The 13,605-nt window shown below is 39.6% G+C and carries 11 protein-coding genes; all 11 read left to right on the forward strand.

Annotated features, from left to right (window positions below):
- Window positions 1–59 precede the first annotated feature (59 nt).
- The 11 genes from DEU39_RS05090 (at window position 60) to DEU39_RS05140 (ending at window position 13,602) form a co-directional block, all read left to right on the forward strand.
- Window positions 60–554 carry a GNAT family N-acetyltransferase gene (locus DEU39_RS05090; protein ID WP_120231166.1) on the forward strand — a complete coding sequence of 165 codons (495 nt, stop codon included), beginning with the start codon at window positions 60–62 and terminating at the stop codon, window positions 552–554.
- Window positions 555–856: 302 nt separating this feature from the next.
- Window positions 857–1,273 carry an RrF2 family transcriptional regulator gene (locus DEU39_RS05095; protein ID WP_062669451.1) on the forward strand — a complete coding sequence of 139 codons (417 nt, stop codon included), beginning with the start codon at window positions 857–859 and terminating at the stop codon, window positions 1,271–1,273.
- Between the two features lie 83 nt (window positions 1,274–1,356).
- Window positions 1,357–2,070, forward strand: coding sequence for a phosphoadenylyl-sulfate reductase (locus DEU39_RS05100; protein WP_120231167.1), 714 nt, complete (start codon window positions 1,357–1,359; stop codon window positions 2,068–2,070).
- 12 nt (window positions 2,071–2,082) lie between these two features.
- Window positions 2,083–2,991 carry a sulfate adenylyltransferase subunit CysD gene (cysD, locus tag DEU39_RS05105; protein ID WP_120231168.1) on the forward strand — a complete coding sequence of 303 codons (909 nt, stop codon included), beginning with the start codon at window positions 2,083–2,085 and terminating at the stop codon, window positions 2,989–2,991.
- Between the two features lie 94 nt (window positions 2,992–3,085).
- Window positions 3,086–4,324, forward strand: a complete 1,239-nt coding sequence (locus DEU39_RS05110; RefSeq protein WP_120231169.1) for a sulfate adenylyltransferase subunit 1 — start codon at window positions 3,086–3,088, stop codon at window positions 4,322–4,324.
- Window positions 4,325–4,329: 5 nt separating this feature from the next.
- Window positions 4,330–5,160: a serine O-acetyltransferase EpsC gene (gene epsC / locus DEU39_RS05115; protein WP_120231170.1), complete on the forward strand. Its 831-nt coding sequence runs from the start codon at window positions 4,330–4,332 to the stop codon at window positions 5,158–5,160.
- Between the two features lie 27 nt (window positions 5,161–5,187).
- The gene (gene cysK / locus DEU39_RS05120; RefSeq protein ID WP_120231171.1) at window positions 5,188–6,099 is read left to right on the forward strand and encodes a cysteine synthase A; all 912 of its coding nucleotides are present in this window, start codon (window positions 5,188–5,190) and stop codon (window positions 6,097–6,099) included.
- 23 nt (window positions 6,100–6,122) lie between these two features.
- Entirely contained in the window at window positions 6,123–6,968 is an 846-nt protein-coding gene (gene cobA, locus DEU39_RS05125) for a uroporphyrinogen-III C-methyltransferase (protein WP_120231172.1), read from the forward strand.
- Entirely contained in the window at window positions 6,958–8,670 is a 1,713-nt protein-coding gene (locus DEU39_RS05130) for a sulfite reductase flavoprotein subunit alpha (RefSeq protein WP_120231173.1), read from the forward strand. Before cobA ends, DEU39_RS05130 begins: the two co-directional genes overlap by 11 nt.
- 34 nt (window positions 8,671–8,704) lie before the next feature.
- The gene (locus tag DEU39_RS05135) at window positions 8,705–10,381 is read left to right on the forward strand and encodes an NADPH-dependent assimilatory sulfite reductase hemoprotein subunit (protein WP_120231174.1); all 1,677 of its coding nucleotides are present in this window, start codon (window positions 8,705–8,707) and stop codon (window positions 10,379–10,381) included.
- A gap of 344 nt (window positions 10,382–10,725) precedes the next feature.
- On the forward strand, window positions 10,726–13,602 hold the full coding sequence (locus DEU39_RS05140; RefSeq protein ID WP_120231175.1) for a TonB-dependent receptor: 2,877 nt from the start codon (window positions 10,726–10,728) through the stop codon (window positions 13,600–13,602).
- Window positions 13,603–13,605 lie beyond the last annotated feature (3 nt).

The raw sequence follows: 13,605 nt of genomic DNA on the forward strand, positions 1-13,605 counted from the left end.
CTGTTTATGAGCAGTTCTTCATTTATTTATGTAATTTTATTCTTTGATAACAATATTCAATGCATTATAAAAACGACAGGATCATTATCCGTGAATTTACCCCTGAAGAATTTTCATTATTTTCCACTCTTTTTGAAAATGAAAATGTAACCCGATATCTGCCCTACAAAACCCCGGAAGAATATAAAGAAATGTTTGACAAAGCATTGGCAGATTATGAAGAGGGACCATTCAGCAGATGGGGAATTTTCCAAGCCCAGAACAATGATTTTGTTGGAATGTGCCTTGCTAGAATCTTTCTCGACAATCCTGATCAGATGGAAATAGGCTATACTTTAGATGAAAAATACTGGGGTAAAGGTCTCGGAACGGACGTCTGTAAAACACTTGTTGACCACTGTTTATCAATAAATCATCAGAAAGATATCGTAGCAGTAACTGATCTTGATAATATCGGGTCCCAAAAAGTACTTTTGAAAAGCGGCTTTAAAAGAGTTGAAAATCTAAAACGGGAGGATAGAGAACTGGCTTATTTTATTTTACAGAAAGAGTAAACTTATGGCTCATATTACAAACGGAGGGCTTAGAATTCCCCTCTTGTGGAGGGATGGCAAAAATTCAAAGAATTTTTGCCGGGGTGGTTAGCTTTTCCCACAGATTTCACGGATTTACACAGATGTTTGTGTATTATAAAAATCTTCGATTTTTAAACTTAAGTGAACTTCTTAGCAGTTTATCTGTACTTAAAATCAACTTAAGTGTTTTTATCTTTTGTGGCTTTTGTGGTTAAAATACAAAGTTTTCAGCTATAAAAACATTTCATTTATCAGATAATTTATCATAACTTGCAGAAATTATGATGTCGAAACGTTGCAAATATGCGCTTAAAGCAATGGTCAGATTAGCAAGGAATTATAACCAGGGCTTTCTGCCAACTTCCGTTATTGCACAGGACGAAAACATTCCCAAGAAATTTCTGGAACAGATTCTTCTCGAACTAAAAAGAGCCAAACTCGTTAACAGCAAGCAAGGCAAAGTAGGCGGGTATTATCTTTTAAAATCACCCGATGAGGTCTCATTAGCAGACATTTACCGAATCTTTGACGGCCCGATCGCTCTTACGCCATGCGTTTCTTTAAATTTTTACGAAGCATGTGATGATTGTGTAGACGAAGCAGTATGCTATCTGAGGAAAGAACTTATGATCGTTCGTGAAAAGACCAGAAAAAGCATGATGGAAGCTACCTTAACCAAGTTCATCAATAAAGAATAAAATTTTTTTTATTTAAATTCTACTATTTTGATAGGAGTTATAGAATTTTATATATATTTGCAAGACTTAAATCTCAATTCAAAATGGAAAACAGTCTGAAAAATGAATTCGAAAATCTTGTGAAAGAGGCTGATGAAGCTTCTTTTCAAACTAATGCACTGCAAATACTGACTGAAAGATTCCCAGGTAAAGTGATCTTTTCAACCAGTTTCAGTTACGAGGATCAGGTCATCACTCATCTGATTAAAGATTTAAATATTGAAATTTTCACCCTGGATACGGGAAGACTTTTTGAACAGACTTATGAAACCTGGACTTCCACCAAGGCTTTCTTTAAAAAGAACATCAAAGCTTATTATCCGGATACGGACGAGCTCAGAGAATTTGTAACAGAAAACGGCCCTGATTCCTTCTATCAATCTGTAGAAAAAAGGAAAGCATGCTGTACCATCCGAAAGGTTCATCCTTTAAGAAAAGCACTGGAAGGCTACGAAGTCTGGATCACAGGTCTGAGATCCGAACATTCTCCCAACAGACAGAATATGCCTCAGCTGGAATGGGATCCGGATAACAGAATCATAAAATTTCATCCCATCCTTCACTGGACGACAGAACAGGTGACAACGTATGTAAAAGATCATCATTTACCTTACAATCACCTTCATAAAAAAGGATTTGTGAGCATAGGATGCGAGCCCTGTACCAGAGCGATCAAAGAAGGAGAAGATTTCAGAGCAGGCCGTTGGTGGTGGGAAGATGCCAACAAAAAAGAATGCGGTCTGCATATTCATCAATAAAAAAAGAAAAAAATGTCAATACATCGTTTAAATTATTTAGATCAGTTAGAAGCCGAATCTATTTATATATTAAGAGAAGTCGCAGGCCAGTTTGAACGTCCGGCGTTGTTATTCAGTGGAGGAAAAGACAGTATCGTACTGGCGCATCTGGCAAGAAAGGCCTTCTTCCATGGGAAAATTCCGTTTACATTTGTTCATGTAGATACCGGCCACAATTTTCCGGAAGTATTGGATTTCCGTGATCAGCTGGTACAGCAGTTGGATGTGAATCTGGTAGTAAGGAAAGTGGAAGACACCATAAAAAGTAAAAAACTGACTGAAGCTAAAGGTAAATTCCCAAGCAGAAACTGGCTGCAAACCTATACGCTTCTTGATACGATTGAAGAATTTGAATTCGATGCCTGCATAGGAGGAGCCAGAAGAGATGAGGAAAAAGCCCGGGCCAAAGAAAGGATCTTCTCCGTTCGTGATGAATTCGGGCAGTGGGATCCTAAACTTCAGCGTCCTGAACTTTGGAATATCTTTAACGGAAAGATTCACAAAGGGGAAAATGTAAGGGTTTTCCCTATCAGCAACTGGACAGAGCTTGACATCTGGAATTATATCCGAAGAGAAAAAATTGCACTTCCTTCCATCTATTTTTCGCATGAAAGAGAAGTAATCGATTTCAACGGACAGTGGCTGGCCAATTCTTCCCATGTGGTTTTAGAACCGGAAGACGTCATTACTACTAAGAAAATCCGTTACCGCACCGTAGGAGATATGACCTGTACTGCAGCTGTGGAATCTAATGCTGTTACGATAGATGCCGTTATTGAAGAAATCGTAGCTACAAGAATCTCAGAGCGTGGCGAAACCAGAATTGATGACAGGGTAACAGAAGCCGCTATGGAGGACAGAAAAAAAGGAGGCTATTTTTAGTCAATGATAAAAGATAATTGATTAATGATTACACAAAGTATTTTCATCAATTATCATTCATAATTTATCACTTATCATTTATAATTACAATCGGATGGATATATTAAGATTTATAACAGCAGGAAGCGTGGATGACGGTAAAAGTACCCTTATCGGCAGACTGCTTTACGATAGCAAAAGTATTTTGCAGGACCAGTTGGAAGTCCTTGAAAAACATTCTAAAAACAAAAATGAAGACGGAGTAGACCTTGCTCTTTTAACAGATGGTCTGCGTGCAGAAAGAGAACAGGGAATCACCATTGATGTTGCCTACCGCTATTTTTCAACGGCAAAAAGAAAATTTATCATCGCTGATGCTCCCGGTCATGTACAATATACCCGGAATATGATCACCGGAGCATCCAACTCAGATCTGATGGTTATTCTGATTGATGCACGAAAAGGCGTGATTGAACAAACCAGAAGGCATTCCATCATCGCCTCTTTATTACAATTAAAGAAAGTAGCTGTAGCCATTAATAAAATGGATATGGTAGATTATTCGGCAGAAGTTTTTGAAAATATAAAATCAGAATATGCAAAAATTGCAGAAAATCTTGGACTGAATGATGTAAGTTATTTCCCGATCTCTGCATTAAAAGGAGATAATATTGTTTCAAAATCTTCCAGAACAGACTGGTATGAAGGAAATTCTTTACTGGAATATCTTGAAGAAGTAACGATCAATGAAGAAAAAAATAACGGAAGCCGTTTTCAGGTTCAGTACGTGATTCGTCCTCAAACCGAAGAACTGCATGATTACAGAGGATATGCCGGACAAATATTAAGCGGAAAGTTCACCAAAGGAGATAAAATCCATATACTTCCTGCAAACCTGGCCACTGAAATCACCAAAATTGAGATCAATGGCATTGAAAAAGAAGAAGCCTTTGAAGGCCAGCCAGCCGTTATTCATATTGCTCATGACGTTGATATCAGCCGTGGAGATCTTTTTGCCACGGAAGAACATATTCCGGCCGTTGAAAAAGATCTTGAAATTCTTTTATGCTGGCTGGATCAGAAACCGCTGCAGCCAGGAAACAAATACCTTTTGCAGCAAAACAGCAGACTGATAAAAGCAGTAGTAAAAGAGGTTGATTACAAGATCAATGTGAATACTCTTATCAGGGAACAGGCCGATGGAGAGATTAAACTGAATGAAATTGTGAAAGTTACCCTGCGAACGGCACAGCCTTTGGTCTATGACAGCTTTACCAATAACAAAACAACGGGCTCTGCCATTCTGGTGGATGAAACGTCCAATTCAACGGTAGCAGCCTGTATAATTCAATAGAAAAAATGGCAATTTCCGATCAATTAACAGAGAGAATTCATCAGACTAAGCAAAACAGTATTCATGGATTCTTTGATAAAATAAAGACTAAAAAGTGGGTGAAGGATTTGTATGAAACACTTTTCCTTCCTCAGCATGACAATACTGAAGATGAGCTGAAAAGAAATTTTGAGGCACTGCAGGAAACACTTTCAGAACTTATCAATACGGTAACAGGAGATAAAACCCTTACTGAAAAACAGGTTAATCGGTTTTTTGAAGCTTTACCAGAAATTTATGATCAGCTGGTGCTGGATGCAAAATCCATTCTGGAATTTGATCCTGCTGCTGACTCACTGGAAGAAGTATACCTGGCATATCCCGGCTTTTTTGCCACGTATGTCTATCGTATCTCGCATCAGCTCTGGAGTCAGAAAGTGAAAATTTTACCAAGGGTCATCTCAGAATATGCCCACAGCAAAACCGGAATTGATATTCATCCGGGAGCTACCATTGGAAAGTCTTTTTTTATTGATCACGGAACGGGAATTGTGATCGGAGAAACAACGGTTATCGGAAATAATGTCAAAATCTATCAGGGAGTAACCCTCGGAGCTTTGAATGTTTCCAAAGAAAAAGCCCATCAGAAAAGACACCCCAATATTGAAGATGATGTGATTATCTATTCGGGAGCTACTATTCTGGGAGGCGAAACTACAATAGGCAGAGAAAGTATTATCGGAGGAAATGTCTGGGTTACACAGGATGTTCCTGCCAACTCTCTGGTCTACCACAAAAGTGAAATAAAAATAAAGGATAATTCTTCATTACCGGAATCATTAACCTTTGTGATCTAAAAAAACAAAAATAAAAAGTACATTGATATGAAATTTCAGAATGCATTAGAAACGATTGGGAATACACCCGTCGTGAAAATCAACAAACTCTTCGGTTCAGATCATGAAATCTGGATCAAACTTGAAAAAAACAATCCTGGCGGAAGCATTAAAGACAGAATCGGACTGGCGATGATTGAAGATGCAGAAGCCAAAGGATTATTAAATAAAGACAGCGTTATCATAGAGCCTACCAGCGGAAATACAGGGATAGGACTCGCTTTGGCTGCTGCCGTGAAAGGATACAAACTAATCCTTGTTATGCCTGAAAGCATGAGTATAGAACGCCGGAAAATCATGGAAGCGTACGGAGCTGAATTTGTGCTTACCCCAAGAGAAAAGGGAATGAAAGGGGCTATCGAAAAAGCCAATGAGCTTGCTGAAGAAACGCCCAACTCATGGATTCCCAGACAGTTTGACAATCCTGCCAATGTAAAAGTACATGTAGAAACCACCGCTCAGGAAATTTTAAAAGACTTTCCGGATGGTCTGGATTACATCATTACCGGAGTGGGAACCGGAGGGCACATTACCGGAATAGCAAAAGTGGTTAAAGAAAAATATCCCAACGTAAAAGTAATAGCTGTAGAGCCGGAATTATCACCTGTATTAAGCGGAGGAAGCCCGGCGCCACATCCATTGCAGGGATTGGGAGCAGGTTTTGTTCCTTCCATTCTGGATATTACCCTTTTAGATGGAGTGATTACAGTAGGCAAAGAAGAAGCTTATGAATATGCCCTTAACGCAGCTAAAAAAGAAGGTCTTTTTGTCGGAGTTTCCACAGGAGCCGCTTTAGCAGCCATCGCCAAACATTTACCGGAAATACCACCTAACGCTAAAATCCTGACAATTAATTACGATACCGGAGAGAGATATCTGTCGGTAGAAGGACTTTTCTAATTCCTTAATTAACAACTACTTCAATGAAAACAAATATAAAATCACCAAAGGTCTTCCTTATCGGTGCAGGGCCCGGCAACCCTGAACTGATCACTGTAAAAGCTGTAAAAGCAATCGCAGAAGCAGACGTTGTTTTATGCGACCGTCTTGTAAGTCCTGAGATTCTGGAAACCTACGTTAATGAAAACACAGAAATCATTTATGTAGGCAAAGAATGCAGCAAAAATGCTTCCACCCCTCAGTCTCATATCAATACTTTGATGGTGGAATATGCCCGTCAGAATAAAACCATCGTAAGACTCAAAGGAGGGGATGTTTCCATATTCTCGAATATTCTTGATGAGTTACAGGCTTTAAAAGAAAATTATATTCCTTACGAAATTATTCCGGGAATTACAGCCGCTTTAGGAGCAGCCGCCTTTGCAGGAATGCCTTTAACGGCCAGAGGATATTCCACATCCGTTCGTTTTCTGACCTATTATAAATCGGAGATCGTAACTGAAGAATACTGGAAAGAGCTTGCTTTAACCAATGATACCCTTGTTTTCTATATGTCTAAAGGAAATCTTACTCCTCTTGTGGAAAAACTGAAAGCACTTCAGATTTCAGGTGATAAAAAAATTGCAGTCATTGAACAGGCTACAACACCTTTTCAAAAGGTGTACACATCATCATTTGATGATTTTAACGAAAAATTCGGAGACAAAACCTTTGCTTCCCCTTCATTGGTGGTAGTGGGCAAAATTGTAAACCTCCATGAAGAATTTTCATGGCTTGAAAATGCCGAGCAGGAAGGTCTTTATTTCAAATCAGTGGAAAACGGAAGTCTAATCCCTACTACTCAAAATTTCTTTGAATATGCTGTCTGAATCTAAATTAAATGTATTAAAACAAATCTCCGGAGACTTATCCAGAGACGAAGCCATCTGGGCAAGCGGATATCTTGCGGGTATTGCCGGAGGGTCATCAATTACAGCCGTTCTGCCACCACTGGAAACGAATACTACTACACAGAATCCTGTAAAGAAAATAACGCTGGCTTACGGTACAGAAACCGGAAACAGCAAAAAACTGGCCACTGCACTGGCAGGCATCGTAAAGAAAAAAGGGCTTCAGGTAAAGCTGGCTGACCTTTCCCAATACAAGCCTAAAGATCTTGCCAAAGAAGAGTTCTTTTTTGTCGTCATCAGTACTCAGGGAGAAGGTGAACCGCCTGCTCTTGCTAAAAAATTCTACGATTATATCTATGAAAATGAAATTGATCTCAACGGACTTAAATACGGAGTTCTGGCATTGGGAGACAGTAGTTACCCTCTGTTCTGCCAGACTGGAGAAGATGTGGATTCACGCTTTGAAATATTAGGTGCCCAGCGTATTATTCCATTGAAAAAGTGTGACATTGATTACGAACAGGAAGCTTCCCACTGGATAGAGCATGTATTTGAAACAGTTAATAAAAATGCGGGGCAGAGTACAAAAAATATTTCAGCCCCAAAAGTTTCCGCCGGAAGAAAAAGATATCAGGGGAAAGTTTCAGCCATTATCAATCTGAACGATATTACCTCAGAAAAAGAAACCTATCATATTGAAATTGAAACAGAAGAAGCGCTTAGTTATCAACCAGGTGCAGCTTTGGGAGTGATCCCTTTCAATTCAAAAGAGGTTGTAGATGAGATTATTACACTCACAGGAATTAATCCTAAAAAACAGGTTGAAACAGCAAAAGTTACAGACACTGTGGAAGAACTTCTACTCAAGCATCTTAACATCAGCTATTTACTTAAATCTGTAGTGGCTCAATATGCAAAAATAACAGGGCATTCCATTCCGGAAGTCAGATTAAGTCTTCTTGATCTTCTTAGAATTTATCCTGTAAAAAATGCAGACGAATTTGAAGAAATTTTACAGATATTAACCGCTCAGGCACCACGTCTGTATTCCATTTCTTCCTCTGTGGAAGCTCATGGTGATATGGAAATTCATATTACGGTTGCTAAATCAGAATTCTTTATTGACCATCAGAAACATAATGGGTTATGCAGTGGCTTTCTGAGTGAATTTAAAGAAGGAGAAGAGTTGGAATTTTATATTCAGGAAGCAGGGCATTTCAAATTGCCGGAAGCGGATAAAGATATCATCATGATTGGTCCGGGAACAGGGATTGCGCCCTTCAGGTCATTCCTTTGGGAGCGTGATGCCACAGGTGCAGAAGGAAGAAACTGGCTGTTTTTCGGAGACAGGAATTTCGTATCAGATTTTCTTTACCAGGCAGAACTGCAGGATTTTCTCAAAACAGGCAGTCTGACGCATTTAGATCTTGCTTTTTCCAGAGATACAGCTGAAAAAGTATATGTTCAGCACAGGTTGGAACAAAAAGCCCAGGAAGTTTTTTACTGGCTTGAAGGCGGAGCATCGGTGTATGTATGTGGTGCTAAAGATCCAATGGCCCGTGATGTAGAACAAACGCTTCTCACCATTATCCAGACTGAAGGAAAACGCAGCAAAGAAGATGCTGTAACCTACCTGGAAGAAATGGAACTGAGCGGCAGATATGCTAAAGATGTGTATTAAAAAGAAATACCAGTAAAAATTAAAGGAAACAATTATGAACAACAATAAAGAGAACCTTTCACCGGTAGAAAAAATTAAAACCGGCAGTAACGGACTCAGAGGAACTTTAAAGGAAAGTCTTGCAGATAACTTCACCGGAGCCATCAGAGAAGATGACCAGACTGTGATCAAATTTCACGGAATGTACCAGCAGGATGACAGAGACCGCAGGGAAGAGCGCGTCTCCAAAAAACTGGAATGGCTGTATTCTTATATGATCAGATTAAGACTTCCCGGTGGTTTTTTAACTCCGGAGCAATGGGTAGGATTGAATGAAACGGCTGAAGATCATTCAACAGGAACCATTAAAATAACCACGAGACAAACCATTCAGCTGCATGGTATTTTAAAATCTCATTTAAGACCTACCATCCAGAGCTTCAATCTGCAGCATCTGGATTCTATTGCGGCCTGTGGAGACGTCAACAGAAATGTAACCTGTACAGCCAATCCTTCGGAATCCCCTTTACAGCAGGAAGCCTACGAACTGGCAGGTAAAATCAGTGAAATGTGTCTTCCGAAAACCAAAGCTTATTATGATATCTGGATTGATGATGAACTTCTGGTAGACCGTAAAGCAGAGGAAGATCCTTTGTATCAGGACAGATATCTTCCGAGAAAACTGAAAATTGGAATAGCCGTTCCTCCCAATAACGATGTGGATGTATTCATCAATGATATTGCCTTAATCGCGATTATCGAAAATGATAAAATCGTAGGTTACAATATTGCTGCCGGAGGGGGATTAGGTGCCACTCACGGAAATGAAGCTACGTATGCCCGTCTTGCTTCTATCCTTGGATTTGTGGATACCGAGGAAAAAGTATTGAAAGCCGTGTACGAAATTATCACGGTACAAAGAGACTTTGGTAACAGAAGCGACCGGAAATTATCAAGATTAAAATACACCATTGATAAATTAGGTATCGATCAATACAGAGCTGAAGTAGAAAAGAGAGCAGGCTTCAGTTTTGAGCCGGCCCGCGAATTTAAGTTTACACAAAGAAAAGACCGTTACGGCTGGATACAGAATCATGAAGGAAAGTGGTTTTACACCGTATTTGTAGAGCATGGAAGAATCCTTGATATTGAAGGATATCCTTTAAAATCAGGACTATTAAAAATTGCACAGACAGGGAAAGCCAATTTCCGTTTTACCTGCAACCAAAACCTTATTCTTGCTGATATTGATGAAGAAGATAAGCCTGAAATCGAAGGTATTTTAAAAGAGCACGGAATTTCAGAAAATACCGACGGAGCAAGTGCTTTACGTAAAAACTCTGTGGCGTGTGTAGCTTTAAATACCTGTTCACTGGCACTGGCGGAAGCCCAGCGTTATCTGCCTTCACTGGTCACAAAAATAGAGCCTATCCTTGAAAAATATGGTTTGTTGGAAGAAGATATCACGATCCGTATGACAGGTTGTCCCAACGGCTGCGGAAGATCCCCTAATGCTGAAATCGGATTTGTGGGAACTGCTTACGGGAAATATAATCTCCACATTGGAGGAGACCGCTTAGGAATGCGATTGAATACAAAATTTAAAGAAAACATTGGTGAGGAAGAAATTCTGACCACGCTGGATGAACTTTTCGGGATTTATGTACAGAAAAGACTGGCAGAGGAAACATTTGGTGATTTTTCATACCGTTACTTACACACCTTAAATTAATTATATGGCTAATTTTCATTATGATCTGAAAAAAAACAAAAAAACTCAACCTCTTCATTTAAGCGGACGAATGTGTATGTGTTGTTGATTCTCAAATAACAATACAAACAAAGCTGTTTGAAATAGTAAGGCATCTTAGTTCACCACTTAATAAATCAAACCATTAAGGAATTAAAGTTATTAAGGAAAGTTAAGGTAAAATCAAATGATTTTTTAAGACCTGTTCTTTAATGCAAAGCACTCTTAAATACCTTAAAATCTTATCAACTCTTAATGGTTTAAAAACTTTATGTTTTATTTAAAAATTCAGGCAGCTTCATTCTCAACCTAAAAAATGAAGAAAAATGAAAAACAAAAAGCAGGGAAATTTTCTACCAAAAGCAGGCATTATTGCATTTACATTTCTATTTTTTAATCTGGCAGAAGCTCAGCAGCAGCTTATAGAGCTTAGCGGAAGCATCAAAAATACAGATACACGAAAAGGTCTTGACTCCGTAAAAGTACAGATCGAAAACACGCAGGATACCGCATTAACGGATCAGGCAGGTAATTTTAAAATCAGAACAAGGGTTACCATACCATTCAGGGTGGTGATTCGGAAAGATGGCTTTACCAGTCAGACGGTTGAAATACTTTCACCTTCCAACAAAATAACGGTAGGCCTTAATCCTCAGAATACCATTATTGATGATGTGGTGATCTCCGCCTCCAGAGTTCCGGAAAAGATATTAAGATCACCGATCGCTATTGAGAAAATAGATATTAAAACCATCAGGGAAAGTCCGGCAGCCTCATTCTATGAAACACTGGAAAATGTAAAAGGACTGCAGCTTTTAACCTCAAGCCTTACGTTGAAAATTCCAAATTCAAGAGGATTCAATTCACCTAACAATTTCCGTTTCATGCAATTGGTAGACGGCGTAGATGTACAGTCGGCAACGTTGGGAGTACCGTTGGGAAATGCAATAGGACCTACGGAACTGGATATTCAGTCGATGGAAGTGACTCCCGGAGCGGCTTCTGCATTGTACGGAATGAATGCCATCAACGGACTGGCAAGTTTACAGACCAAAGATCCGTTTACCTCTGAAGGGATAAGCGTTTATTTCCGGGGCGGAGTGAATAATGTAGATAATGTCAATCATAAAGTAAGTTCTCTGGGAGAAAGTGCCATCCGGTTTGCAAAAGTATTCAATAAAAACTTTGCCGTAAAGGTAAATGCTTCCTATTTCAGTGGAACCGACTGGATTTCCAATAATCTGACAGATCAGAATCCAGGTTCATTGGTAACAGCCAATCCTAACTTTGCTTTGGCCAACAATCCGGCTGAAGATCTTTGGAATAAATACGGTGACGAAAGAAACAACCGTGTAGCTGTAAAAGTAGATTACAACGGAAAACCAACCACATTCAACGTTTCGAGAACCGGATATCTGGAAAAAGATCTGGTAAGCCCTGACGTGAAGAACATTAAGTTCGATGCTGGATTATATTATCGTTTCGGAGACCAGTGGAGAACATCTTATGTGTATCGCTACGGCTTGCTGGACGGAACTTTCCAGAGAGGGAATAAAATCCGTTTGCAGAATGCCACAGTTCAGAACCATAAAGTAGAACTGACAGGAAGAGAATTAACCTTCAGAGCTTATGTATCCATAGAAAATACAGGAGATTCTTATAATCTCAAACCTTTGGCAGATAATCTTGATCTGACGAATCTTTCCAATGCCAACTGGAAAAATATATTCCAGACCGCACTTCAGAACAGTCTGAATGCCGGAACCAATCTTAATGATGCTTTCATCCTTGCCCGTCGGGAAGCCGACAAAAACAAGGCAGTACCGGGAACTGCTGCTTTCGAACAGTTGAAAAATACCATCGTCGGCATTAATAACTGGGATTCAGCGAATGCAGGTGTAGCCGGAGCTCCCGCAACAGGTGGAGCGAAACTTGAACAGAAATCCCGCTTTTATCAGGGAGAACTTACTTATGATTTCAGTAGGTTTGTGAAGATATTCAGCCTTCTGGCTGGTGTGGATTACCGACTGTACAGCATTACTCCGGATGGAAACAATTTTGTCGATTTCAATCGTCCCGTGAACGAAAGAAACATTCCTTTAGCCAATGGTACTTTCGGGAAAGATGTTATCTATCAGAAATATGGGGCTTTTGCACAGATTACCAGGCTTTTCTTTGATGATAAAGTAAAAATCAATGCCGCTTTACGGATCGACAGAAACCCGGAATTTGAAGCCAAACTAAATCCAAGAATAAGTGTAGTGTATTCCCCAGTAAAACAGCATAATTTCCGGGCCTCTTTTCAAAACGGCTATCGTTTTCCATCTTTATTTGAAGCCCTTTCATTCGTGAATAACGGAAATGTAAGAAGAGTAGGCGGACTTTCAAAAGTGAATGATGGATTAGGCTATCTGGAAAACTCTTATACGCTGGCATCCATCGATAAATTTACCTCAGCAGTAAACGCTGATGTTGACGCAGGAAAAACCCAGGCTCAGGCAGCTCAGGATAACAAACAGCTTTTAACGGTAGCGAATCTTCAGAAATTACAGCCGGAGAAAATCAATTCGTTTGAAGTAGGGTATAAGTCTACTTTTTTCAATAATAAACTGGTGCTGGACTGGGATTTTTATTACAATATCTACGAAGGATTCCTGGGCCAGGTAGAAGTGGCTGTTCCTAAAAACAGCCAGGTAGGAAGCAATACCGCTGTTCTTGCCATGCTCGACAGAAGTAAACAGGACCGATACAGGGTTTATACCAACAGCAACAGTACCTACAAAAGCTACGGAACATCTTTAGGAATCCGATATAATATCACAGGAAATTACAATATCAACACCAATGTTTCCTATAATGATCTGGCTTCCAACAATTCTTCAGACCTGTTTATTACAGCTTTCAACACTCCGAAATGGATGGTAAATGTAAGCTTGGGAAACAGAGAGATTGTTAAAAATATAGGATTCACTCTTGTAGCCAGATGGCAGAGCGGTTTTATGTGGGAAAGTCCTTTAGCATCCGGAGAAATTCCCGCTTATTACACCATTGATGCACAGGCAACATGGAAACTGCCTGAAATCCATGCCAATATTAAGATTGGAGCTACCAATTTGCTGAACCGCCGTTACTTCCAGTATGCAGCAGGTCCTGAAATCGGAGGACTGTATTATCTCGCTTTTACCTATGACTTAAAACTGTAATCA

The organism is Chryseobacterium sp. AG363 (genome assembly GCF_003610675.1).
GTDB classification, from domain to species: domain Bacteria; phylum Bacteroidota; class Bacteroidia; order Flavobacteriales; family Weeksellaceae; genus Chryseobacterium; species Chryseobacterium cucumeris.

Excerpts from the sequence above, each read along its gene's own strand:
- DEU39_RS05090 (WP_120231166.1), top strand. The coding sequence starts at position 60 with ATGCATTATAAAAACGACAGGATCATTATCCGTGAATTTACCCCTGAA.
- DEU39_RS05095 (WP_062669451.1), top strand. The coding sequence starts at position 857 with ATGATGTCGAAACGTTGCAAATATGCGCTTAAAGCAATGGTCAGATTA.
- DEU39_RS05100 (WP_120231167.1), top strand. The coding sequence starts at position 1,357 with ATGGAAAACAGTCTGAAAAATGAATTCGAAAATCTTGTGAAAGAGGCT.
- cysD (WP_120231168.1), top strand. The coding sequence starts at position 2,083 with ATGTCAATACATCGTTTAAATTATTTAGATCAGTTAGAAGCCGAATCT.
- DEU39_RS05110 (WP_120231169.1), top strand. The coding sequence starts at position 3,086 with ATGGATATATTAAGATTTATAACAGCAGGAAGCGTGGATGACGGTAAA.
- epsC (WP_120231170.1), top strand. The coding sequence starts at position 4,330 with ATGGCAATTTCCGATCAATTAACAGAGAGAATTCATCAGACTAAGCAA.
- cysK (WP_120231171.1), top strand. The coding sequence starts at position 5,188 with ATGAAATTTCAGAATGCATTAGAAACGATTGGGAATACACCCGTCGTG.
- cobA (WP_120231172.1), top strand. The coding sequence starts at position 6,123 with ATGAAAACAAATATAAAATCACCAAAGGTCTTCCTTATCGGTGCAGGG.
- DEU39_RS05130 (WP_120231173.1), top strand. The coding sequence starts at position 6,958 with ATGCTGTCTGAATCTAAATTAAATGTATTAAAACAAATCTCCGGAGAC.
- DEU39_RS05135 (WP_120231174.1), top strand. The coding sequence starts at position 8,705 with ATGAACAACAATAAAGAGAACCTTTCACCGGTAGAAAAAATTAAAACC.
- DEU39_RS05140 (WP_120231175.1), top strand. The coding sequence starts at position 10,726 with ATGAAAAACAAAAAGCAGGGAAATTTTCTACCAAAAGCAGGCATTATT.